This is a genomic window from Vibrio sp. AH4, from assembly GCF_030710545.1.
Classification (GTDB): Bacteria; Pseudomonadota; Gammaproteobacteria; order Enterobacterales; family Vibrionaceae; genus Vibrio; species Vibrio metoecus.
In genome coordinates this window covers 347,972-371,423 of the sequence record NZ_JALAIV010000001.1, presented here as the reverse complement: position 1 = coordinate 371,423, position 23,452 = coordinate 347,972, and the positions used below count along the sequence as shown (strand labels likewise).

Annotated in this window: 20 protein-coding genes; 14 read left to right on the top strand and 6 right to left on the bottom strand. The window is 46.8% G+C overall.

Annotation, left to right across the window (positions count from 1 at the left end; translation table 11 throughout):
* The first annotated feature begins 273 nt into the window (after positions 1-273).
* Together ung and MKA69_RS01845 are read left to right on the top strand one after the other, a co-directional pair.
* Positions 274-954: a uracil-DNA glycosylase gene (gene ung / locus MKA69_RS01850; RefSeq protein WP_000083543.1), complete on the top strand. Its 681-nt coding sequence runs from the start codon at positions 274-276 to the stop codon at positions 952-954.
* A gap of 88 nt (positions 955-1,042) precedes the next feature.
* Positions 1,043-1,594 (top strand): hemerythrin domain-containing protein, encoded by a 552-nt coding sequence (locus tag MKA69_RS01845; RefSeq protein WP_032470003.1) that lies wholly within the window; start codon positions 1,043-1,045, stop codon positions 1,592-1,594.
* Positions 1,595-1,666: 72 nt separating this feature from the next.
* On the opposite strand, the gene MKA69_RS01840 is transcribed toward MKA69_RS01845, so the two are convergent.
* Entirely contained in the window at positions 1,667-1,846 is a 180-nt protein-coding gene (locus MKA69_RS01840) for a DUF3545 family protein (RefSeq protein WP_000343856.1), read from the bottom strand.
* Positions 1,847-2,538: 692 nt separating this feature from the next.
* Between MKA69_RS01840 and MKA69_RS01835 the strand changes: the two genes are divergently transcribed.
* The 5 genes from MKA69_RS01835 (at position 2,539) to MKA69_RS01815 (ending at position 7,315) form a co-directional block, all read left to right on the top strand.
* The gene (locus tag MKA69_RS01835) at positions 2,539-3,969 is read left to right on the top strand and encodes a sodium:alanine symporter family protein (protein ID WP_032469977.1); all 1,431 of its coding nucleotides are present in this window, start codon (positions 2,539-2,541) and stop codon (positions 3,967-3,969) included.
* 163 nt (positions 3,970-4,132) lie between these two features.
* Complete coding sequence (gene yaaA, locus MKA69_RS01830; protein ID WP_055065104.1) at positions 4,133-4,903, top strand: peroxide stress protein YaaA; 771 nt, start codon at positions 4,133-4,135, stop codon at positions 4,901-4,903.
* Positions 4,904-4,935: 32 nt separating this feature from the next.
* A complete protein-coding gene (locus MKA69_RS01825; RefSeq protein WP_001935559.1) occupies positions 4,936-5,076 on the top strand; it encodes a DUF5363 family protein in 141 nt (46 codons plus the stop codon).
* Positions 5,057-5,872 (top strand): TatD family hydrolase, encoded by an 816-nt coding sequence (locus tag MKA69_RS01820; protein WP_162233353.1) that lies wholly within the window; start codon positions 5,057-5,059, stop codon positions 5,870-5,872. The genes MKA69_RS01825 and MKA69_RS01820 overlap by 20 nt, the downstream gene beginning before the upstream one ends.
* 186 nt (positions 5,873-6,058) lie before the next feature.
* A complete protein-coding gene (locus MKA69_RS01815; RefSeq protein ID WP_000051826.1) occupies positions 6,059-7,315 on the top strand; it encodes a NupC/NupG family nucleoside CNT transporter in 1,257 nt (418 codons plus the stop codon).
* Positions 7,316-7,624: 309 nt separating this feature from the next.
* Here MKA69_RS01815 and MKA69_RS01810 read toward each other — a convergent pair whose 3' ends face one another.
* Entirely contained in the window at positions 7,625-7,807 is a 183-nt protein-coding gene (locus MKA69_RS01810; protein WP_032469975.1) for a hypothetical protein, read from the bottom strand.
* Between the two features lie 106 nt (positions 7,808-7,913).
* Here MKA69_RS01810 and deoC point away from each other — a divergent pair, with 106 nt between their 5' ends.
* The 4 genes from deoC (at position 7,914) to deoD (ending at position 12,173) form a co-directional block, all read left to right on the top strand.
* On the top strand, positions 7,914-8,693 hold the full coding sequence (gene deoC, locus MKA69_RS01805; RefSeq protein ID WP_055029106.1) for a deoxyribose-phosphate aldolase: 780 nt from the start codon (positions 7,914-7,916) through the stop codon (positions 8,691-8,693).
* Between the two features lie 87 nt (positions 8,694-8,780).
* Entirely contained in the window at positions 8,781-10,127 is a 1,347-nt protein-coding gene (deoA, locus tag MKA69_RS01800) for a thymidine phosphorylase (protein WP_305847413.1), read from the top strand.
* Between the two features lie 17 nt (positions 10,128-10,144).
* Positions 10,145-11,365, top strand: a complete 1,221-nt coding sequence (gene deoB, locus MKA69_RS01795) for a phosphopentomutase (RefSeq protein WP_305847412.1) — start codon at positions 10,145-10,147, stop codon at positions 11,363-11,365.
* A gap of 82 nt (positions 11,366-11,447) precedes the next feature.
* Positions 11,448-12,173, top strand: coding sequence for a purine-nucleoside phosphorylase (gene deoD / locus MKA69_RS01790; protein WP_000224887.1), 726 nt, complete (start codon positions 11,448-11,450; stop codon positions 12,171-12,173).
* Between the two features lie 96 nt (positions 12,174-12,269).
* On the opposite strand, the gene MKA69_RS01785 is transcribed toward deoD, so the two are convergent.
* Positions 12,270-12,893, bottom strand: coding sequence for a YtjB family periplasmic protein (locus MKA69_RS01785; protein WP_000349083.1), 624 nt, complete (start codon positions 12,891-12,893; stop codon positions 12,270-12,272).
* Positions 12,894-12,995: 102 nt separating this feature from the next.
* On the opposite strand from MKA69_RS01785, the gene serB reads away from it, so the two are divergent.
* The gene (serB, locus tag MKA69_RS01780; protein WP_305847411.1) at positions 12,996-13,976 is read left to right on the top strand and encodes a phosphoserine phosphatase; all 981 of its coding nucleotides are present in this window, start codon (positions 12,996-12,998) and stop codon (positions 13,974-13,976) included.
* Positions 13,977-14,081: 105 nt separating this feature from the next.
* Here serB and MKA69_RS01775 read toward each other — a convergent pair whose 3' ends face one another.
* Positions 14,082-16,424 (bottom strand): PilZ domain-containing protein, encoded by a 2,343-nt coding sequence (locus tag MKA69_RS01775; protein ID WP_305847410.1) that lies wholly within the window; start codon positions 16,422-16,424, stop codon positions 14,082-14,084.
* Between the two features lie 130 nt (positions 16,425-16,554).
* Between MKA69_RS01775 and radA the strand changes: the two genes are divergently transcribed.
* Together radA and fusA are read left to right on the top strand one after the other, a co-directional pair.
* Positions 16,555-17,931 (top strand): DNA repair protein RadA, encoded by a 1,377-nt coding sequence (radA, locus tag MKA69_RS01770; protein WP_305848219.1) that lies wholly within the window; start codon positions 16,555-16,557, stop codon positions 17,929-17,931.
* Positions 17,932-18,201: 270 nt separating this feature from the next.
* Positions 18,202-20,289 carry an elongation factor G gene (fusA, locus tag MKA69_RS01765; RefSeq protein WP_000774527.1) on the top strand — a complete coding sequence of 696 codons (2,088 nt, stop codon included), beginning with the start codon at positions 18,202-18,204 and terminating at the stop codon, positions 20,287-20,289.
* Positions 20,290-20,404: 115 nt separating this feature from the next.
* Here the strand turns inward: fusA and MKA69_RS01760 are convergent, their stop codons facing one another.
* Both MKA69_RS01760 and MKA69_RS01755 read right to left on the bottom strand, forming a co-directional pair.
* A complete protein-coding gene (locus MKA69_RS01760) occupies positions 20,405-22,090 on the bottom strand; it encodes an AMP-binding protein (RefSeq protein WP_305847409.1) in 1,686 nt (561 codons plus the stop codon).
* Between the two features lie 143 nt (positions 22,091-22,233).
* The gene (locus tag MKA69_RS01755) at positions 22,234-23,388 is read right to left on the bottom strand and encodes an HD-GYP domain-containing protein (RefSeq protein ID WP_055065098.1); all 1,155 of its coding nucleotides are present in this window, start codon (positions 23,386-23,388) and stop codon (positions 22,234-22,236) included.
* Between the last annotated feature and the right edge of the window lie 64 nt (positions 23,389-23,452).

Below are 23,452 nucleotides of genomic sequence, written 5' to 3'. Positions count from 1 at the left end.
CCAGTTCTAGACCTGCCGCTCGCCGTCCTGTGCCTAACCGGCATGTCAATGGACAGGGGCATAACCGCGCTCCACAGCCGACAAAACCTCATTAAGAAGGGTTTGTCGTCTTTATGGTTCTAAAGTTTTTACCGTCAGGGTGCGTAAGGACCCTGACGGTTTCTCCATTTGTTCAAAAAAAAGGGGGGGGCAAAGCGATAGTGCCATGCTTGTGCAACTTCGTGTGGTTTGGGTATACAATACCGCGCTAGAAAATAGATTTAAGGTACTGATATGTCGCAATCACTGACTTGGCATGATGTCATCGGGAATGAAAAGCAGCAGGATTACTTTCAACAAACACTACAATTTGTTGAAAGCCAGCGTCAATCCGGAAAAGTTATTTATCCCCCGGCTAAAGAGGTGTTTAACGCTTTCCGCTTTACTGAATTTGGTGATGTCAAAGTGGTGATTTTAGGACAGGATCCTTACCATGGCCCGAATCAAGCTCATGGGCTGTGTTTCTCAGTCTTACCCGGTGTCAAAACGCCCCCTTCGTTAGTCAACATTTATAAAGAGTTGGCGCAAGATATTCCAGGATTTCAAATTCCCTCGCATGGCTACTTACAAAGTTGGGCGCAGCAGGGCGTATTGTTATTAAATACCGTATTGACCGTTGAGCAAGGGATGGCGCATTCGCACGCCAATACGGGATGGGAAACATTTACCGATCGCGTGATTGATGCACTAAATCAACATCGTAGCGGTTTGGTTTTTTTACTGTGGGGATCTCATGCACAGAAGAAAGGACGCATGATTGATCGCCAGCGTCACCATGTATTAATGGCGCCCCATCCTTCGCCACTTTCTGCTCATCGTGGCTTTTTGGGTTGCCAACATTTCTCTCAAACCAATCAATTGCTGCAAGCGCAAGGTATCGCTCCAATTCACTGGCAGCCCGAGCTCGAATCTTAATTGAATTGGCGTTTTTTCGACCAGTCTCAAAGCCGATCTATCAATCCTTATGTACACTTTACCTTAGTACAGTATGGAGATTGATATGATGATGATGGAACGAATTCGCCGCGAGCACAGCTACATGGTGCGTTTGTTGTCGATTTTACGCCATAAATTGGATCTGGTGAAAAACGAACAACCGATTAACTACAGTTTGTTGAAAGAGATCGTTGACTACTTAGCGAGTCACTCGGAAAAGGTGCATCACCCAAAAGAGGATATTCTCTATCGTCACTATATGAAGTGCTATGGTGATGAGAAAGTTGTCGCTAATCTTGAGCAGGAACATCAAACGCTGGCTCAAACTACTCATCATTTTCTTGAAATTATGGAGATGATTTTAAACGATGCTGTGGTGCCTCAGGATGTTTTTATTGAACAGCTCGAAACGTTCTTACAAGGCCAAAAAAGCCATCTAGAGTTGGAAGAGCAGTCCATTTTACCTCTGATTAATCAAACCTTTGTATTGGAAGATTGGCAGAGCGTTGAAGCACAATGGCAGGACAACGATGATGACCCTGTTTTTGGTGAAACAATCGCTGAACGTTATGCTCATTTGGCAAGACGAGTGCGTAAAAGTGAAAACGAATACACCTAACTTGAGGTGTGAGTTTTCGAGATAGGTAAAAATAATAAAGGCACGTGATACGTGCCTTTATTATTCAATTCTTCAGATTTTGATGCTATCTAAATCAAGACACACATCCATTTCCAATAATTCTTTTTCTAGCCGTTTACGATCTCGAATCGCTTCGATTTCGCGCCACATACGCTTTACTGGTTTTGAACGACTAGTACGAATTTTGGAGATTTCCATTTCCAACAGCTCATCAAAGTGCAGTTCGTCCATAAGTAGCCTCATTATTGTTGTCATCATTCCTTGAGTGCTCTCTAAATAGCACACCTTGGCGAAGCGTAACTATGATTTGTTTCTCATTTGTTTCGTTTCAATGAAGCTTTAATGAGCTTTTGAATAGAATTTCACATTTTTGACCCGCTGTTATCGATGAAAAACCAAACAAAAAACTCAAGCAAACGATTAAATTGTGCATTTGTCGATGTTGCTAGAATGTTGATTTTCGCGTTAAGAGGAGTGTGGGTGAGTGTTTTTTGTTCGAGCGATCGCAAAATATGACGTTATTCTGACAAAAATTGCTTAGCTGAACAGGGATGTTGCGATTCCCAAGGGGTGAGATTCTGTTTATGCAATAAAGAGTTTGTGGTGAATAAATGCACTGAATTGTAAATTTGTTGTTTTGTTTTTATTTTGCAATTGTGTCGAGTTTGGTTTGAATGATGTTGCGCGAACGTAACTTTAAGGTGAAAAATAACATTTTAATGCAATTGTTATCATATTGATTTTTGTCCGGTGAGATTGCATTATCCGCCCGTCAAAAAATAGGCTGGGTGCTGTTTGAGGCCTTTCCTGCTCGATAGCACCAAGACATACACGGCAAAAACATAATCTCAATACCGTATCCGTGTAACAGAAACTCTTACTCATCGGGGTAAGAGCAGCTCATCACTCAATGCGAGGTTCCCGTGACAGACTTAATTAATTTAATGAACGACCTACTATGGGGTTCCATTCTGGTTTACCTATTGGTTGGGGTCGGTATCTACTTCACTCTACGATTGGGCTTTATCCAATTTCGCCATTTCACTCATACTTTCACCGTTCTTAAAAATAGCCGCAAAGCCGATAATGCGGGCATCTCTTCTTTTCAAGCGCTATGTACCAGTTTGGCGGCTCGTGTAGGTACTGGCAATATGGCTGGTGTAGCGGTTGCATTAACCGCGGGCGGTCCTGGTGCCATTTTCTGGATGTGGTTGATTGCGATGCTTGGTATGGCTACCTCTTTTGCGGAAAGTACGCTAGCTCAACTGTACAAAACCCGTGATAAAGATGGTAACTATCGTGGTGGTCCTGCGTACTATATGGAGAAAGGCCTTGGTATGCGTTGGATGGGCGTGCTGTTCTCCATCTTCCTGATCATTGCCTTTGGTCTGGTGTTTAATGCCGTTCAAGCCAACTCCATTACTAACGCAATGAAAACTGCTTTTGGCTTTGAGCCAATGCTGATCGGTGTCGGTATCGTGTTGCTGACCGCTTTCGTGATTTTTGGTGGTATTCGTAAGATTGCACGTACGGCTGAGCTGATTGTGCCTTTCATGGCGTTTGCTTACCTTGCGATTGCCCTGTTCGTTGTGCTGATGAACTATGAAAAAGTCCCTGATGCGATTAGCCTGATTTTCAAAAGTGCCTTCGGTTTACAAGAAGCGGCAGCGGGCGGTTTGGGCTATGCCATTGCACAAGCCATGATCAACGGCGTGAAACGCGGTCTGTTTTCTAACGAAGCGGGTATGGGTTCTGCACCTAATGCCGCAGCGTCAGCGACACCTTACCCACCACACCCAGCGTCACAGGGTTACGTTCAGATGTTGGGAGTATTTATTGATACTATCGTTATCTGTACTGCGACTGTAGCGATTATTCTGATGTCCGGCGAATACGTACCTCATGGTGAGCTGACAGGGATTGAATTGACTCAGCGTGCCTTAAGTTCACAAGTGGGTGAGTGGGGAAGTATCTTCATCGCGTTTGCGATCTTCTTCTTCGCGTTCACTTCAATTATTGCGAACTACTCATACGCAGAAACTAACCTGATTTTCCTTGAGCACAATAACAAGAAGGGCTTAGTGCTGTTCCGTTTGGTGTTTTTAGGCATGGTGATGTTTGGTTCATTGGCGACCTTGCCGACCGTATGGGCGATGGCTGACGTGTCGATGGGCTTAATGGCGATTGTTAACCTCGTGGCGATTCTGCTGCTTTCAGGCATCGTGATTAAGTTGGCTAAAGATTACAACCGCCAATTGGATGCAGGCAAAGTCCCGACTTTTGATGCGAACGATTACCCAGAGCTGAAATCTCAACTTGAAGATGGTATTTGGGATAACAATAAAGCGTCATAGAAATTACCGATGCGAGAAATTGAAAAAGCCATGCAGACACTACATGGCTTTTTTTGTACCCTAGCCCACATCATCTTATAAATATCTATATCACTTGTAGTTGCTGTCAGTAGTGTTACTTCAAGTCGGTTAGGAACACGCTCAACAAAAGATAGGAATTAGTATGCTGATTGTCGTTTCACCTGCGAAAACGCTGGATTATGAATCTCCCGTTTCTACCTCAAACTTTACGCAGCCTGAATTAACCGAGCATTCGGCAGCGCTGATCAAGGTTTGTCGCACTTTGTCACCTAGTGATATCTCAGAGTTAATGAGTGTCAGCGATAAAATAGCTGGGCTCAACGTGGCGCGCTTTGCACAGTGGAGTGAAAATTTCACACTAGAAAACGCGCGGCAGGCGATTTTTGCTTTTAAAGGCGATGTCTACACAGGGTTGCAAGCAGAAACACTGTCTGAAACCGAGTTAGAGTTTACTCAGCAACATTTGCGTATGCTTTCTGGCTTATATGGCGTGCTGCGTCCGCTCGATTTAATGCAGCCTTATCGTCTGGAAATGGGCACCAAGCTCGCGAATGAGCGCGGTGCCAATTTGTACCAGTTTTGGGGCGATATCATCACGGAAAAACTCAATCAAGCCATTCAAGCGCAAGGTGACCATGTGCTAGTAAATCTGGCTTCTAATGAGTATTTCAAAGCGGTAAATCCGAAGCGATTGGATGCGCAAATCGTGACGCCAATTTTCAAAGATGCCAAAAACGGGCAATATAAAATCATCAGCTTCTTCGCTAAGAAGGCGCGTGGCATGATGGCTCGTTACATTATTGAAAACCGAATTGATTCTGTTAAGGATTTGGAAGGCTTTAACACGGCTGGCTACTATTTTGTTGCCGAAGAATCGACACCAACGGAGTTAGTGTTTAAACGTGAAGAGTAGTAGTCTGTGGCATTTAAGGGAAGGGGCGCGCAATGTGGCAATGGTTAAAAGGTTGGATCGCAAAATACGATGCTTGGTGTAAAAGCCTAGGATTGACCCCAGAACAGAAACGCAGTTGTGTTCCTTATCGAAAAGATCCGGCCAATGAACGTGATGACACCAAATCAGCCTGAGTGGGCATTATTTGACACTCATTGCCACTTTGACTTTGCCCCTTTTACTGCTGAGCCTGAGCTTGAATTACAACGAGCAGCAGAACAAGGGGTTCAACGTTTGCTGGTTCCTTCGGTTGGCCCACAAGACTGGCAAGCCGCGGCTGAGTTGGCTCAGCGTTTTCCATCAACGATTTACTATGCGTTAGGCTTTCATCCTCTCTATTTAGATTCCTCTTCTCCTGCACATTTACCTGAGTTAGAAAAGGCTCTGATGAAAGCTGAACACGCTTGTGTGGCCGTCGGAGAGTGTGGCTTAGATGGCATGATTAATGTGGATGCTCAGTTGCAAGAGCCAATGCTCATTGCGCAGTTAGCTTTAGCTTCACAGGCCAGATTGCCCGTCATCTTACACAGTCGCCGTACTCACAACCGATTGCTACAGTTATTGAAACAGCAACGCTTTCGACAAGGTGGCGTGTTGCATGCGTTCTCCGGCAGTTTGCAAGAGGCACAGCAGTTTGTGGATTTGGGTTTTAAGATTGGGGTCGGTGGTGTGATCACTTACCCTAGAGCCAATAAAACGCGTCAAGCGATAGCCGCTTTAGCACCCGAGCACCTAGTCTTGGAGACCGATGCTCCCGATATGCCGCTCAACGGATTCCAAGGCCGAGCCAACCATCCGGCTCAATTACCTAAAGTTTTAGAAACACTTGCTGAGTTAAAAGGCGTTTCGGCACAATATCTGGCGCCAATTCTCTGGAAAAGCAGCCAAACTCTGTTTGGCTTGTGTGAACAAAACCGAAACAAGATGTAGCGTTAATGACGTATCTGTCACTAAAAGTTGAGTGGCGTCACATATATTAGTGAACGCGTGATGAATCTTATCCTAAAGTGTGAATCCTGCATTACTTTCTCGCAGTGCCCGTGAGTATAATTGCCCCCGCTTAATAGCTCCATTTTGTAACACGCCAACATTAAACTAATAAGGAAGTCATAAACTATGAGCCTGTTTATGAGCCTCATCGGCATGGCAGTCCTGCTGGGAATCGCAGTACTTCTGTCAAGTAACCGTAAAGCTATCAAAATCAGAACTGTGGGTGGCGCTTTTGCTATCCAATTTTTACTGGGTGCATTTATTCTGTATGTGCCTTGGGGCCAAAAGCTGCTTCGTGGCTTTTCGGACGCCGTATCTAACGTAATTAACTACGGTAACGATGGTACTTCATTCCTCTTCGGCGGACTGGTATCAGGCAAAATGTTTGAAGTGTTTGGCGGCGGCGGTTTCATTTTTGCCTTCCGCGTACTACCAACACTGATCTTCTTCTCTGCGCTGATTTCTGTACTGTACTACTTGGGTGTTATGCAATGGGTTATCCGCATTCTTGGTGGTGGCCTACAAAAAGCACTAGGTACTTCACGTGCGGAATCAATGTCTGCAGCAGCAAACATTTTCGTTGGTCAAACTGAAGCGCCATTAGTGGTGCGTCCATTCGTTCCAAAAATGACTCAATCTGAGCTGTTTGCGGTAATGTGTGGTGGCTTGGCTTCTATCGCTGGTGGTGTTCTTGCGGGTTACGCTTCTATGGGCGTTAAGATCGAATACTTGGTAGCGGCGTCATTCATGGCGGCACCGGGTGGTCTGCTGTTCGCAAAACTGATCATGCCAGAAACCGAAAAACCACAAGAAGGCGAAGAAATCGCAATTGATGGTGGTGACGACAAACCAGCTAACGTAATCGACGCTGCGGCGGGCGGTGCTTCTGCAGGTCTGCAACTGGCTCTGAACGTAGGTGCAATGCTGATTGCCTTTATCGGTCTGATCGCTCTGATCAACGGTATGTTGGGTGGTATTGGCGGTTGGTTCGGTATGCCTGAACTGAAACTGGAAATGCTGCTGGGTTGGGCGTTTGCTCCTCTTGCTTTCCTGATCGGTGTTCCTTGGAACGAAGCCACCGTTGCGGGTGAGTTCATCGGCCTAAAAACCGTTGCCAACGAATTCGTTGCATACTCTCAGTTTGCTCCTTACCTGACTGAAGCTGCACCAGTCGTTCTGTCTGAGAAGACTAAAGCGATCATCTCTTTCGCTCTGTGTGGTTTTGCGAACCTTTCATCTATCGCAATCCTGCTGGGTGGTTTGGGTAGCTTGGCGCCTAAACGCCGTGGTGACATCGCTCGCATGGGTATCAAAGCCGTTATCGCTGGTACTCTATCGAACCTGATGGCCGCAACCATCGCTGGCTTCTTCCTCTCTTTCTAAGTTAGAGACAGAGTTTTATAGACGCCGTTTAAATTCACCCCGTAGCAAGTAATTGCTGCGGGGTGTTTTGCATTTAGGGCGAGTTCAATATCCCCTGATGCGTCACAATGTTTGTAATGGATTGCAGTGCTGAAGCCTTGTATAGCAAGGGATTGACCGTAAATTTCAGCCAGTTTTTTTGAGATACAAACCGTTTGCTCTTAGCGTAACGCTACCGTTTTGCGACAAATATCGATATTGTAGCCATGGATAGAAAGCGGGTTGAATCAAGATTGAATGAATAACTCGTTTTGACCACTGAGCTGAGGCTCAGATGGCGGACTTATCCAGTGGAATATGGATGAGTTTTCGCTGGCTCTCAACATGACAAGGAGTATGATGAGCGCCGGAGGCAATCGCATTGCCTGTATGCAGTAAGATACCGCAAACGCAGATTGTTGTGCCATTGACCAAACTGGTACTGTGCGGTGACAAGGATAGCAATTGGTGCATGAGCACCGAGTCTTCAAGGAACCAAGTCCGTTCATTTGTGGCTGTTTAGCTGAATCGAAAATCGGCTGAACAGTGAACTATATGACTATATTGATCGGAGATAGAAATGAGCGAATTAAAAGTAGCAGCTCTACGTGCACTGAAACTGATGGACCTCACCACGCTGAATGACAACGATACGGATGCCAAAGTGATCCAACTTTGTCATGATGCGAAAAGTCCAGTCGGCAACACCGCTGCCATCTGTATTTACCCTCGCTTTATTCCTATTGCTAAGAAGACACTTCGCGAGCAAGGAACCCCTGAAATCCGTATTGCTACGGTAACTAACTTCCCTCACGGTAATGACGATATTGAAATCGCCGTTGCTGAAACCAAAGCGGCTGTAGCTTACGGCGCAGATGAAGTGGATGTGGTATTCCCATATCGCGCTCTGATCGCCGGTAACGAGCAAATCGGCTTTGATCTAGTGAAACAGTGTAAAGCGGCTTGTGGCGACAAAGTGCTACTGAAAGTGATCATCGAAACCGGTGAGCTGAAAGAAGAAGCGCTGATCAAAAAAGCCTCTCAAATCTGTATTGAAGCGGGTGCTGACTTCATCAAAACCTCAACCGGTAAAGTGCCAGTAAATGCGACACCAGAATATGCGCGCATGATGCTGGAAGTGATCCGTGATATGGGCGTAGCCAAAACCGTTGGTTTCAAACCAGCCGGTGGTGTGCGTACTGCAGAAGATGCGCAGCAATATCTGGCCATGGCCGATGAGATCCTTGGTGGCGATTGGGCGGACAGCCGTCATTACCGCTTTGGTGCATCAAGCCTACTGACCAACCTTCTGAATACATTAGATGTGACAGACCAAAAGGCAGATCCTGCCGCTTACTAATATCCATTGTGTCTGAGAGCAGCGCGAGGCTTCGCGCTGCTTAACCTCTTTACACTACGCAGTTTCTTTGGGAACTGGGAGGCAGCTATGTCTTTATCTCAAGCAAGGTATTTACCTCAAGAAATTATCCGCAGAAAGCGTGATGGTGAAATTCTCACCAACGATGAAATCAACTTCTTCATTCAAGGTGTAGCGAATAACACCGTCTCTGAAGGGCAAATTGCCGCGTTTGCGATGGCGATTTTTTTCCGTGAAATGACCATGCCTGAGCGTATTGCACTGACGTGTGCGATGCGCGATTCCGGTATGGTGATTGATTGGAGCCACATGAATTTTGATGGCCCGATTGTCGATAAACACTCCACGGGTGGAGTGGGTGATGTCACTTCACTGATGCTTGGTCCTATGGTGGCAGCCTGTGGTGGTTATGTGCCGATGATTTCTGGTCGCGGCCTTGGTCATACCGGTGGTACGCTCGACAAACTTGAAGCAATCCCCGGCTACAACATTACCCCAACCAATGACGTGTTTGGCAAAGTGACCAAACAAGCTGGCGTGGCGATCATCGGCCAAACTGGCGATCTGGCACCCGCTGATAAGCGTGTGTACGCAACGCGTGATATTACCGCGACGGTGGATAACATCTCGCTGATCACCGCATCGATTCTTTCTAAGAAACTGGCGGCCGGCCTTGAATCGCTCGTGATGGATGTGAAAGTTGGCTCTGGTGCTTTCATGCCAACTTACGAAGCGTCTGAAGAACTCGCCAAATCGATCGTGGCAGTGGCCAACGGTGCAGGCACCAATACCACGGCAATCTTAACGGATATGAACCAAGTGCTGGCGTCCTCTGCAGGTAACGCGGTGGAAGTGCGTGAAGCAGTACGTTTCCTCACCGGCGAATACCGCAATCCGCGTCTGCTGGAAGTCACGATGGCGTCGTGTGCCGAAATGCTGGTACTTGGCAAATTAGCAAAAGATACCGCGCAAGCACGTGAGAAACTGCAAGCAGTGCTGGATAACGGCCAAGCCGCCGATCGTTTTGGCAAAATGGTGGCAGGCCTCGGTGGCCCAAGCGATTTTGTTGAAAACTACGACAAGTATCTTGCGAAAGCTGAGATTGTTCGCCCTGTTTACGCTCAGCAATCTGGCGTTATTTCTGCGATGGATACCCGTGCCATCGGTATGGCGGTGGTGGGAATGGGCGGTGGCCGCCGCGTAGCGACCGATCGTATCGATTACGCTGTCGGCTTTGATCAGTTTATCCGTCTGGGTGAAATCGCCGACAGCAACAAACCTTTAGCAATGATTCATGCCCGCAATGAAGAGCAGTGGCAACAAGCTGCCAATGCACTACAAAGTGCGATTAAAGTGGGCGGTGATTACGTACCAACACCGGATGTTTACCGTCAAATTCGAGCACAAGACGTGTAAGTTCGGGGGAGTGAGCAATGAAAAGAGCATTTATTTTAGTTTTAGACTCGTTTGGCATTGGCGCAACAGCCGATGCAGAAGACTTTGGTGATGTCGGTTCTGATACCTTAGGCCACATCGCGGATCAATGTGCGCAAGGTTTGGCGGATAACGCAGAGCGCAAAGGCGCATTGCAACTGCCGAATCTTTCTAAGCTGGGTTTAGCGATGGCACATAAAGAGTCGACCGGACGTTTTGCGCCAGGGCTGGATGAGCGTGCCGACATCATCGGTGCTTATGCCCATGCCGCAGAGCTGTCATCGGGCAAAGATACACCGTCAGGTCACTGGGAAATTGCTGGTGTGCCTGTGCTGTTTGAATGGGGCTACTTTAGCGATAAGCAAAACAGCTTCCCGAAAGAGTTGACCGATCGCATTTTAGCGCGCGCGGGTCTGGACGGATTTTTAGGCAACTGCCACGCTTCAGGTACTCAAGTGCTGGATGACTTGGGCGAAGAGCATATGCGTACTGGCAAGCCGATTTTCTACACATCGGCAGATTCCGTATTCCAAATTGCCTGCCATGAAGAGACATTTGGCTTAGATCGTCTGCTGGAGTTGTGCCAGATTGCTCGTGAAGAGTTGGCGGATTACAACATCGGTCGCGTCATTGCGCGTCCATTCGTTGGCCCAGGTAAAAGCCAATTTGCTCGTACCGGTAATCGCCGTGACTTGTCGGTTGAGCCACCTTCAGCGACTGTGCTGCAAAAGCTGGTGGAAGAGAAGCAAGGTCGAGTGGTGTCTATCGGTAAAATTGCCGATATCTACGCGTACTGTGGCATTACCGACAAAGTCAAAGCGACGGGCATTCCAGATCTGTTTGAAGCGACTTTAGATCAGATTAAGCAAGCCGGTGATAACACCATCGTGTTCACTAACTTTGTGGATTTTGACTCGGCTTACGGTCACCGCCGTGATGTTGCGGGTTATGCGGCGGCACTGGAGTATTTCGATAAGCGTTTACCTGAAGTTCTAGCGCTGATGCAGGAAGATGACATTCTGATTTTAACTGCCGACCACGGCTGTGACCCAACATGGCCGGGCACTGACCATACTCGTGAACACATTCCGGTACTGGTTTATGGCAAGAAAGTGGCACCGGGCTCATTAGGTCGTCGTGACACCTTTGCAGATATCGGGCAAACTCTGGCAAGCTACTTTGGCACTTCGCCAATGGATTACGGTAAGAACTTTTTATAATACGCATACCCTAAGGTTAGCTTCAGTCTTAGGGTTTTGTTGAATGATGGCGATTGAGCCAACAAACCAAAGGAACGAAAACATGGCAACTCCACATATTAATGCGCAAATGGGTGATTTCGCTGACGTTGTACTGATGCCGGGTGATCCGCTGCGCGCGAAATACATCGCAGAAAACTTCCTCGATAACGCAGTTCAAGTATGTGATGTGCGCAATATGTTCGGCTACACAGGCACTTACAAAGGCCGCAAGATCTCTGTGATGGGACATGGTATGGGTATCCCATCTTGCTCAATCTATGTGACCGAGCTTATCAAAGATTACGGCGTGAAAAAGATCATCCGCGTTGGTAGTTGTGGTGCTGTGAATGAAGGCATCAAAGTGCGTGATGTGGTGATCGGCATGGGCGCATGTACTGACTCTAAAGTGAACCGTATTCGCTTTAAAGATCATGATTTTGCTGCGATTGCGGACTACAAAATGGTGAAGGCAGCAGAAGAAGCGGCTAAAGCACGTGGCATTGACGTGAAAGTGGGCAACCTGTTCTCAGCAGAACTGTTCTACACGCCAGATCCTTCCATGTTCGATGTGATGGATAAATACGGCATCGTTGGCGTAGAAATGGAAGCCGCAGGCATTTACGGTGTAGCGGCGGAATACGGCGCGAAAGCACTGGCGATCTGTACTGTGTCTGACCACATCAAAACGGGCGAGCAAACCACCTCAGAAGAGCGTCAAAACACCTTCAATGAGATGATTGAAATTGCGCTCGATTCGGTACTGATTGGCGACCAAGCGGGTTACTAATCTTTGTATTAGTGTTATCGCTGAAACAAAAAACCTCAGCTGGTGCTGAGGTTTTTTTATCACTCGACTTTTTATCTTTATAGCGTTTTATCGCATTTACTCATTCAAAGACTGTTCGGCTTGCTTGAGTAATAAATTCTCACCTGTTGGCTTTTGGGGTCTGCGTCGCAACAAAAGCGTGAGTAGCACACCGCTGACAAAACTCATCAGTAGCATCCAGTACATGTTGTGATCGCTTTTACGATAGTGGTGGTCTGAAATCGCCGTCACTTTACCCGTTTCAAAAGTAATGCGTACAAAGCCAATCACGCTACCATCGTGAACGACCGGCTCAACCAGTTGTTGGCGGCCAATACTGGCAGTATGCAGTGGCGTATCTAAACCTAGCACTTCACGCACACTGAGCGCAGAGTCACTCGCAGCCAGTAATACGCCTTCAGAATCATAAATGGAGGCATCAAATACCAGACGCTCGGTTGCGAGTTGGTTAGTGAGTGCTAACAGACGTTCCTGATCTTGGTCTGCAATCATACTGCCAGCAGACATTGCCGCTTGTGTGATCAGCACTTTAGTCAGTGTCTCCAACTGGTTGGCTTGGATCCGTTCGTTACCTTTACTGATCACCACGCTGTTTTGGATGGTGATAAAAAACATCACCGCGACAGCGAGCACTGTGGTCACTCGAACCACGACTTTGAATGAAAAAAGTGAACCATCCATGTTGAAAGAAACCTGCAAAAAACCAACTGCACTCAGTTTGAGACTTGCGTTTTTAAATTGCAATAGGGTAACGTCTGGCTATACAGAATAAGGAAAGTGGACATGGATGCTTTGACAACTTTATCGATCAAAAAACACACAGCGCTGCTTAACCGTTTCCCTGAAACGCGTTTTGTCACTCAACTTGCGAAAAATCGCGCGAGCTGGATTGTGTTCGGTCATTACTTAACGCCTGCACAATTTGAAGATATGGATTTCTTCACCAATCGTTTTAATGCGATTTTAGAGGCGTGGAAAGTGGGCAATTATGAAGTCGCGTTGATGGAGGGAGAGCTGACTTCAGAGCATGAAACCATCTTAAAAGCGCTAGAACTTGATTATGCTCGAATTCAAGATGTGCCGGATTTGACCAAACCAGGGTTGATTGTGCTGGATATGGACTCGACCGCGATCCAGATCGAATGCATTGATGAAATTGCTAAGCTGGCGGGAGTCGGGGAAGAGGTCGCTGAAGTCACTGAGCGTGCGATGCAAGGTGAGCTGGATTTTGAGCAGAGTTTACGCTTGCGAGTCAGTAAACTTAAAGATGCTCCGGAGCTGATCCTCAGCCAAGTACGAGCAACTCTGCCGTTAATGCCTGAATTACCTGAATTGGTGGCGACGCTGCATGCTTTTGGTTGGAAAGTGGCGATCGCCTCAGGCGGCTTTACCTACTTCTCTGATTATCTCAAAGAGCAGTTGTCTCTAGACTATGCACAGTCCAACACCCTAGAAATTGTGAACGGCAAGCTGACTGGGCAGGTGCTGGGAGAGGTAGTCTCCGCGCAAACCAAAGCCGATATTTTGCTGACGCTAGCTCAACAATACGATGTGGAAATTCATAACACGGTAGCGGTAGGGGATGGCGCGAATGATCTGGTGATGATGGCTGCGGCGGGATTGGGCGTGGCATTTCATGCCAAACCCAAAGTGGAAGCCAAAGCGCAAACCGCGGTTCGTTTTGCTGGATTAGGGGGCGTCGTGTGTATTCTTTCTGCTGCCTTGATTCGTCAGCAAAAACTGAGTTGGCAATCGAAGCCTTAAGTTTGGAAGGTTTGGGGGAAGCACAAAAAAGCCACGTGAAAACGTGGCTTTTGCTGATCTGGGGGGGCGTTCAATCTGTGTTGCGGGATGCGCACCTTTAATACGTTAACGAGTCAATTCAAGGCGGATTAACACTTCTTCAGTAATATCGACCAGTTCACCATACCCAACTTGTGCCAGCATCTCTTTTTCTAAACTTTTGGCATGATGTGGGCTGATCGAAGCCAGTTCGGTTAAATCACTACGCAACAAATTCGTAATCGGTGCAAACACGGGAACGCCACTCACACGCAGTGCGTAAAATTCTCCCATCTCTTGTCCTTGTTGAATAAAGCGGATCCGATCTCGCGTGTCGGTAAAATCGCTCAACAGACGAGATTCTACCGATTGAATGCGAGTGCCATATTTCACCACGCTGATATACACGTCATGATACTGCGGTACCGCGCCTTCAATCCGCTTCATCGGTGTAGCAAGCAGAGAGTTGGTGTGACCTTTGAAAATAGGCTGCAGGGTAATACGATTCTCACTGCCTAGTTTAGCCAGCAAAGCCAGATGTGGGGGAAGAGGATAATTAACCCCAATCACTTTCGGTTTAAGGTTACTGCCGACTTTCTCAACGAAGATAGGGGTACTGACCATTTTGTCCAACAGAATATTATGCAGACTTTCGAGCAGAGCATTACTGGGCAGGATCTCTTCTTTAGGCAGCAACTTATCTTGATTGTGTTCAATGATGCTATTGAAAAAGGCTATCGTCTTGAGTGTTTGAGATGTCTCCTCAATCATCAGTTGCAGGCGGCGTCCTTCTGGCCCAATGCGTACCACCTTATAGGGCGCATTCCCTAACGGAAGATTTTTGTCATACAGTTTGAGTTCGAGGTAATCGACCCAAACCTGATCGTTGGCTTTGACATCCAGTGGAGTATCCAAAATCAGGCTCAGACCCCGTTTGGAAAGATCCACCGTGGCTCCGGACACTTTCTGTGCATCTTTATTGATTTGTACCGGCGTTCTAAAACGATAGCGTGGCTCTTTACGTCGTGAACGAGCGTCAAAATAGACCCCCATCGGGCTACCGACAACTTGTCTTGGATGGCGAAAGTCATTCAATGCACTGCTGGGCAGGTTGGGTTTTTCAACCAACAAATAATCGCAGGCGGCTTCTGTATCACTGATTTCTTGTAGCACCCCACAATGTGTCAGAGCGCTGGATTGATTTGCCAACTCGCGAGAGTGCTGCGCCAACGCTTGTCGCTCTTCTTCTGACAACTCAAAAACAAACAAACGAAAAGCCTTCCAAGTGTCACGCTTGGCACCAATATGCCAAAACAGTTTACGTTGCTCTTGAGTGGCCTCTGGCATCAACATAGAGAAAAATAGAGTTTTGTGGTGATGCTCATGTTTAAAGGCGTACAACACATTATTACTGCCTCGCACCCCAGGAGCGGTAAGGTGTGCCATTCGCTCAGGTTTGAATAAGGTGCCGAGGGCTTGTTGATTACGCTCATCGTGCCAGTATTGCCAAATGGGGCGGTTATTTTCGGTGAGCAACGCCAGCTTGAGTTCGTTACCACTAAAAAACAGCGGTAGGTTGCAAGTGTGTTTAAGATACATATGCTCATAGCCACGAGTACGTGCGCGGATGATCTTATCTTGGTTATCGTGGCGTGCTTTTTGAGTATTGGTTTGAATGGCTTCCTCAATGACCTTTTCGATCACATCCGTTTCACTGAGTTTTAGAACGCGGAGAAATTTAATCGCATCACTGTCATAAGATTCATCAACGCCGAGAATTCGGTAATCGATACTTTTATGCAGTCCAACCACGTTTGAGGTCTTATTCAAATCAGAAAAATAGACTTGAATCACCTCACCCAGCTTATAGTCAAACGCTGCTGGCACTTTTAACTTGGCACCGGAAGGGGAGAGGTCAACACTCAGTCCGTGTACTAATTGCTCGTTCTTGAGATGGATTTCGATCTGGCTTGAGATTTTTAAGCGGTTTTCTTGGCGTTTAAGATCGTAACCGAGTTTGATTGGTTCAACTTCAAAACTGGTGTCTTTCGGTTGGTCCGTTTTCGGGTCGAGCTTGCCTTGTTGCTTCATTACCCGGAAATTATTGCGCGTGTTATTGACCGCTTCCCAAACCCCTTCGGTATAAGCCCCAAATTTTTTGAGGCATTTTTGGTAAGAGTTGAATGCCACATCATCAAGCCAGTGTTGGCGACCATCGAAATTGTATTCCCGACACTCTCCTTGCACTTTGCCTCGCAAATCAATGTTTTTACTGCAAGGTGCCATGATGCGGTTCAGTTCCATTTTGACCAATAATTTGGCCGAAGGGGGCTGCCCTTCGGTCATTTGCGACAAAAGGTAGTCAAGGTCACCGGAACGGTAAACGGGGATAAGCCTTTCAACCAGAGAGAGAATTTCGGTTTGCTGCATACTTTTCTGTTAAAGTGTCTTCCATTCTGATGCATCGGCATCAACATACTAATCTTTAGCGATATGTTGCAGCCGTTCCACTTTTTCTTAAAGTATTACGCCTGATAAGTGAGAGCAAGTTCGAGGATTGATCGTGAAAGCAAAGCGCGCCTATGTATGTAACGAATGTGGAGCCGATTTTCCACGCTGGCAAGGGCAGTGTAATGCCTGCGGTTCGTGGAATACGATTTCGGAAGTTCGTTTAGCGGCTTCTCCCCAAGTCGCCCGCAATGAACGGCTAGTGGGGTACGCTGGAGCTGTGGAAGCGAAAGTACAAACTTTGGCCGATATCGATCTGCAAGAGGTTCCTCGTTTTACCAGTGGTTTTAAAGAGCTAGACCGAGTTCTTGGGGGCGGGATTGTACCTGGTGCGGCGATTTTGATCGGCGGTAATCCGGGAGCGGGTAAATCCACCTTACTACTGCAAACCATGTGCTTGCTTTCCGCACAAATGCCGACACTATACGTCACCGGTGAAGAGTCATTGCAACAAGTTGCGATGCGTGCTTCGCGGCTTGGTTTGCCGAAAGAGCATCTAAAAATGCTCTCTGAAACGAATGTGGATCGGATTTGCCAAATCGCAGAGCAAGAAAAACCGCGCATCATGGTTATCGACTCCATTCAAGTGATGCATGTTGCGGATGTGCAATCTTCCCCGGGAAGTGTCGCGCAAGTTCGTGAATCCGCAACCGCACTGACTCGTTATGCTAAACAAAATAATGTGGCAGTGTTTATTGTGGGTCATGTAACCAAAGACGGGACTTTGGCGGGGCCGAAAGTGCTTGAGCATATTATTGACTGTTCGATTTTGCTTGATGGTGATACGGATAGCCGCTTTCGTACCCTGCGTAGCCATAAAAACCGGTTTGGCGCCGTGAATGAACTCGGTGTGTTTGCAATGACAGGCCAAGGGATGCGTGAAGTGAGTAACCCATCGGCGATTTTCCTATCTCGCGGAGAAGAAGCCACATCAGGTAGCTCGGTGATGGTGGTGTGGGAGGGAACGCGTCCACTGTTGGTGGAAATCCAAGCCTTAGTGGATTACTCACAACTGGCCAACCCAAGACGCGTCGCCGTTGGTTTAGAACAAAATCGCCTCTCTTTACTTCTGGCGGTATTGCACAAACACGGTGGTTTACAGATGGCCGATCAGGATGTGTTTGTGAATGTGGTGGGCGGCGTTAAAGTGACAGAAACCAGTGCTGACTTAGCATTGCTGATGGCGCTACTTTCAAGCTTTCGCGATCGCCCTCTACCCAAAGATGTCGTGGTTTTTGGTGAGGTCGGATTGGCCGGTGAAATTCGTCCCGTACCGAGTGGTCAAGAGCGCCTCAACGAAGCCTTCAAGCATGGGTTTAAGAAAGCGATTGTGCCGATTGCCAACATGCCGAAAGGTGGTATCGCCGGAATGCAAATTCATGGTGTGAAGAAATTGTCGGATGCGATTGAGGCTTTTGACGAGCTGTAACGCGCTGCGAATATTCAAAGCCAATAACACGAAAAAACGAAGCGTAAAAATATCATGATTGCGCCTCGCGAGCGGTTAGAGGATCGCCTATAGTTTCTCAGCGATAGGCACGGGTGCATGTCCCTTGCTACTTGAAAGCGCGGTTGTATTGGCTGCAACGCTAAGTAGTTTGGGTATATTTTTTTTCAGCAAATGCATGCAGGGGTATCAGTCTTGACAGATTGTGATATACTCTGCGCGCACTTTATACCTTATTAACAGAGTAAGACAATGGCAGATTTATCATTATACAGAAACATTGGTATCTTCGCGCACGTTGACGCGGGTAAAACCACTACCACTGAGCGTATCCTGAAGCTGACTGGTAAAATCCACCGTCTGGGCGAAGTACATGACGGCGCTTCAACGATGGACTTCATGGAACAAGAAGCTGAGCGTGGTATCACTATCCAGTCTGCTGCGACTACCTGTTTCTGGAAAGGTCACCGTTTTAACGTAATCGACACCCCGGGACACGTTGACTTCACAGTTGAAGTTTACCGTTCTCTGAAAGTTCTTGACGGTGGTATCGGTGTATTCTGTGGTTCTGGCGGTGTTGAACCTCAGTCAGAAACTAACTGGCGTTACGCGAACGATTCAGAAGTATCTCGTCTGATCTTCGTAAACAAACTAGACCGTATGGGTGCTGACTTCTTCCGCGTAGTTGCGCAAGTGAAGAAAGTTCTTGGCGCAAACCCACTGGTTATGACTCTACCTATCGGCCGCGAAGATGAATTCGTTGGTGTGGTTGATGTTCTAACTCGTCAAGCGTTCGTATGGGATGACTCAGGTCTTCCAGAAAACTTCGAGATCAAAGAAGTTCCAGCAGACATGGTTGATCAGGTAGAAGAATACCGTGAAATGATGATCGAAACTGCTGTTGAGCAAGATGACGAGCTGATGATGGCTTATATGGAAGGCGAAGAGCCAACTGTTGAGCAAATCAAAGCATGTATCCGTAAAGGTACACGTGATCTAGCATTCTTCCCAACTTTCTGTGGTTCTGCATTCAAAAACAAAGGTATGCAGCTTGTTCTTGACGCAGTTGTTGACTACCTACCTTCTCCAACAGAAGTTGAGCCTCAACCACTGACTGATCCAGCAACAGGTGAGCCAACTGGCGAAGTAGCAACAGTTTCTGTTGATGCACCTCTAAAAGCGCTTGCGTTCAAGATCATGGATGACCGTTTTGGCGCCCTGACCTTCGTTCGTATCTACTCAGGCAAAATTAAGAAGGGTGATACCATTCTTAACAGCGCAACGGGTAAAACTGAGCGTGTTGGCCGTATGGTTGAGATGCATGCAAACGACCGTAACGAGCTAGAATCTGCACAAGCTGGTGACATCATCGCGATCGTTGGTATGAAGAACGTTCAAACTGGTCACACTCTATGTGATCCTAAGCACGAATGTACTCTTGAGCCGATGATTTTCCCAACACCAGTTATCTCTATCGCTGTTAAGCCTAAAGATAAGAACGGTTCTGAGAAAATGGGTATCGCGATCGGTAAAATGGTTGCAGAAGATCCATCATTCCAAGTTGAGACTGACGAAGATTCAGGCGAAACCATCCTGAAAGGTATGGGCGAACTTCACCTAGATATCAAAGTAGACATCCTTAAGCGTACTTACGGCGTTGAGCTTGAAGTGGGTGCTCCTCAAGTTGCTTACCGTGAAACTATCACTAAAGCAGTTGAAGACAGCTACACGCATAAGAAACAGTCTGGTGGTTCAGGCCAGTTCGGTAAGATCGATTACCGTATCAAGCCAGGAGAGCAAAACTCTGGTTTCACCTTCAAGTCAACCGTTGTTGGTGGTAACGTTCCTAAGGAATTCTGGCCAGCAGTTGAGAAAGGCTTCAAGTCTATGATGGACACCGGTACTCTTGCTGGCTTCCCTGTACTTGACGTTGAAGTTGAACTGTTCGACGGTGGCTTCCACGCAGTTGACTCATCTGCAATCGCATTTGAAATCGCAGCGAAAGGCGCATTCCGTCAGTCAATTCCAAAAGCGGCTCCTCAGCTTCTTGAACCAATCATGAAAGTGGACGTGTTCACTCCTGAAGATCACGTTGGTGACGTTATCGGTGACTTGAACCGTCGTCGTGGCATGATCAAAGACCAAGAAATGGGTCTGACAGGCGTACGCGTTAAAGCTGACGTTCCACTATCTGAAATGTTCGGTTACATCGGTACTCTACGTACAATGACTTCTGGTCGTGGTCAGTTCTCTATGGAGTTCTCACACTACTCACCATGTCCAAACAACGTAGCTGAGCAAGTAATTGCTGAAGTTAAAGAGCGTAACGCGAAGAAGTAATTCTTTGTTTTAAAGCTTAAAAAAGCCCCGTAAGTGAAAGCTTACGGGGCTTTTGTTTTGGGCTGTAGAGTTGTTTGAAGGGTATACGCTTTGGATAATCAACGGATCCGACTTCTTACTCTTCCCACACCACCAATTGCCCTTTAGGCCAATCTTGGCCGACATCATGATATTTTTTCTCTAATACATGACGTTTGATTTTTAGCGTTGGCGTTAAAATGCCGTTATCAATACTCCACGGATCCTTAATCATCAAAACCCCTTTGATTTGTTCGTGAGATTCCAATTCCCTGTTCATTCGAGTAATGACTTTCTGAACCGTACGCTCATAACGTGCGCGATCAAAATCTGGGAACTGGTGAGGGATGACTAATAGGATTGGTGCAGGTAAACCGGAACCAATCAAACACATCATTTCCACTCGGCTGTACTCAAACAGTTTTTTCTCGATAGGTACAGGGGCAACAAACTTGCCTTTGGCCGTCTTGAAAGTGTCTTTTTTACGACCTTGAATAGTCAGATAGCCTTCACTATCAATAAATCCGATATCGCCTGTATGTAGCCAGCCGTCATCGTTAAAGCTTTCGGCGGTAGCGGTGTCATTTTTATAATAGCCAGCAAACAACCCTTTGCTGCGCACTAAAATTTCTTCATCTTCGGCAATTTTGAGTTCAATGCCAGGACCTGCATTACCCACAGTACCAATCTTATCGGCTCGGAAAGGGTAGTTGAGGGTGCTGTAAGCAAAAGATTCGGTCATCCCCCATGCTTCGGTGATATTGAGCCCGACACTGCGATACCACTCTAATAATGCCGGAGACACAGGGGCGGAACCACAACCAAGAACCCGAGCTTGATCTAGCCCTAAGCCATCGGCCAACTTACGTTTGATGAGTGAGTTGATGAACGGGATTTTGAGTAGAATGTTGAGTTTCTTTTGTGGCAGTTTATCTTGGATGCGCTGTTGGAACAGCGTCCATAGCCGTGGTACAGAAATGAATAGGGTTGGACGGTGCATTTTGACATCTTCGATAAAGGTATCGAGTGATTCCGGAAAGGCTGTTGGTACACCGCCTAAAATCGAAGATCCAAAAATGTAGACTCGCTCGGTAATATGGGCGAGCGGTAAATAAGAAAAGAGTCGATCGCCTTCTTCTATCCCAATATGGTTAATCAACTGTTGGGCTGACCAAGTAAATGCACCATAGGTCAGCATTGCGCCTTTCGGAAGCCCCGAGGTGCCAGAGGTGTAAACTAAAGACATCACTTTTTCATCAAAATGATTGGGGCGTTCGGTGCTGGGTTGATGTTGTTTGAGTAGCGTGCGGTACTCATATTGACATTGAGCGGCAGATGGGTAGGGCAACGCGATGCTGAGCAGGTTTGGTCTGTTAGTTAATACTTGCGTGGTGGCTTTATTATCGTCAAGTTTGCCCACGATGAGGATTTTGCTCTCACTGTGCTCAAGGCAGTAATCGATGGTTTCGCTACCTGCGGTGGGGAAAATCGGTACACTGATGTAGTCCCCGAGCATCAGTGCCAAATCGCAGATAAACCATTCAGCACAGTTTTTGGAAATCAGCGCAATTCGATCTCCCGGTTCAGCCCCTAATCCACGTAAGGCAGAGACAAGGCGCAGTGCCTGATCGGCTACGTCGGCATAAGTAAATTCAACGAACTTACGATTAATAATTTGTTTTAAATACACCTCATTGGGGCGCTCTTGAGCCCAACGGAGTAACATTTCATTGGGAGGTGGGAGAGCACAAGGAGGGTGATTGAATTGATTCGGCTGGATCATTCTCAAACTCCGGATTATGTTGTTTTTATGTTAATTTGTTGTAAACCATAGCATGAGCGGTTCAGCGCATCGAACCTTTTTGCGGTAGAGAATTGTAAATCTTGTAAATCTGTCGCCGAGATCAAAGGAGAAGTTTCGTTCTGTTAGTGTGTTACACCGCTGTCTTTCGGATCCCGCTCTGGAAACTGTTCAATAATCGTTTTTAACTCTTCTTGACTCTCACGTAGAGCGTTTACGCAATGGCGATCTAATTTGCCTTCACTGACCATTTTCTCAAGCTCTAAAAGTGCATGTGGGATGGATTGCGCTTGTTTGTATGGACGATGAGTCGTCAGTGCATCAAAAATATTCGCGACACTAATGATGCGCGCGGGAATGGGAATTTGCTCGCTAGTGAGGCCGAAAGGGTATCCGCTGCCATCTAGGAATTCATGATGGTAAGCCACGATTTCTCGGAGCACTGCTAAACAAGGGTGGTGAGGTGTCCCTAATTTTTCAATCACATCATTCAGGAGAGTGACGCCAGATTCGATATGGTTATGCACTTGTTCACGTTCATTGCTCGCTAACGTTGTGTTTTTCTGCAAGATATTGACGGGCAAAGCAAGTTTTCCAATATCGTGGCAGGTAGCAAATTGGCTGATATTCTCGATCAACTCATCATCAAGCGCGTATTGCTCTGCAATGTTTATGGCGATGATATGCGCATAACGGCTAATTCGTTCTTTGTGTTGTTTGAGCTGCGCCCAATGTTCAGGCGATTGTGACTCTATCTGCTCTACATTTTGAATCAGATGATGAATTAAGGTGTATTCACTGCAGACGGCTTGTTGAATCAAATCAATATAAGGTTGCAACTCTTTGACCACGCTCGGCGAGAAGTAGGATCCTGTCGAGGAGTTAAAAAACAAGAAGCCAACAAACTCTTGGTGATGGAATATGGGTTGGACAAACGATGAACGGTATTGGTGTTCTAGCAGCCAGCGATTGTGGCGAGTTTGACTTTGTAACTGGTTAGGCATGTCATGAATTATGCGTACCGAGCCCGATTCTTTGACCTGCTGTAGCGATGGTAACCCCGAGAGTTGAAACTCGTAATGCACAAAGTCATGGCTGACAGGTGAGCTGTCTGCGTAGGTCTTTATTGAGTCATGTTTCTCATCATACAGAGCAAAGGAAATTCTCTGAATATCAGGAAATTCCACACGGATTTTCTCATGCATACTGACAAAGTAAGTATTCAATGAGCCTACCGATGGATAATAGCGAAACTGACCGACTTTGGGTTGCATGTGCATGTCATCGTATTCCTTGCTAGCTACTTAATAAGTTTAGACAAGGTTTGGCGTATTGCCGCATTAG

Excerpts from the sequence above, each read along its gene's own strand:
- MKA69_RS01760 (WP_305847409.1), bottom strand. The coding sequence starts at position 22,090 with ATGATCCAGCCGAATCAATTCAATCACCCTCCTTGTGCTCTCCCACCT.
- deoC (WP_055029106.1), top strand. The coding sequence starts at position 7,914 with ATGAGCGAATTAAAAGTAGCAGCTCTACGTGCACTGAAACTGATGGAC.
- MKA69_RS01825 (WP_001935559.1), top strand. The coding sequence starts at position 4,936 with ATGTGGCAATGGTTAAAAGGTTGGATCGCAAAATACGATGCTTGGTGT.
- serB (WP_305847411.1), top strand. The coding sequence starts at position 12,996 with ATGGATGCTTTGACAACTTTATCGATCAAAAAACACACAGCGCTGCTT.
- deoD (WP_000224887.1), top strand. The coding sequence starts at position 11,448 with ATGGCAACTCCACATATTAATGCGCAAATGGGTGATTTCGCTGACGTT.
- MKA69_RS01820 (WP_162233353.1), top strand. The coding sequence starts at position 5,057 with ATGACACCAAATCAGCCTGAGTGGGCATTATTTGACACTCATTGCCAC.
- MKA69_RS01775 (WP_305847410.1), bottom strand. The coding sequence starts at position 16,424 with ATGCAGCAAACCGAAATTCTCTCTCTGGTTGAAAGGCTTATCCCCGTT.
- MKA69_RS01815 (WP_000051826.1), top strand. The coding sequence starts at position 6,059 with ATGAGCCTGTTTATGAGCCTCATCGGCATGGCAGTCCTGCTGGGAATC.
- MKA69_RS01785 (WP_000349083.1), bottom strand. The coding sequence starts at position 12,893 with ATGGATGGTTCACTTTTTTCATTCAAAGTCGTGGTTCGAGTGACCACA.
- yaaA (WP_055065104.1), top strand. The coding sequence starts at position 4,133 with ATGCTGATTGTCGTTTCACCTGCGAAAACGCTGGATTATGAATCTCCC.
- deoB (WP_305847412.1), top strand. The coding sequence starts at position 10,145 with ATGAAAAGAGCATTTATTTTAGTTTTAGACTCGTTTGGCATTGGCGCA.
- fusA (WP_000774527.1), top strand. The coding sequence starts at position 18,202 with ATGGCAGATTTATCATTATACAGAAACATTGGTATCTTCGCGCACGTT.
- MKA69_RS01755 (WP_055065098.1), bottom strand. The coding sequence starts at position 23,388 with ATGCACATGCAACCCAAAGTCGGTCAGTTTCGCTATTATCCATCGGTA.
- ung (WP_000083543.1), top strand. The coding sequence starts at position 274 with ATGTCGCAATCACTGACTTGGCATGATGTCATCGGGAATGAAAAGCAG.
- MKA69_RS01845 (WP_032470003.1), top strand. The coding sequence starts at position 1,043 with ATGATGATGGAACGAATTCGCCGCGAGCACAGCTACATGGTGCGTTTG.
- MKA69_RS01840 (WP_000343856.1), bottom strand. The coding sequence starts at position 1,846 with ATGGACGAACTGCACTTTGATGAGCTGTTGGAAATGGAAATCTCCAAA.
- deoA (WP_305847413.1), top strand. The coding sequence starts at position 8,781 with ATGTCTTTATCTCAAGCAAGGTATTTACCTCAAGAAATTATCCGCAGA.
- MKA69_RS01810 (WP_032469975.1), bottom strand. The coding sequence starts at position 7,807 with ATGCACCAATTGCTATCCTTGTCACCGCACAGTACCAGTTTGGTCAAT.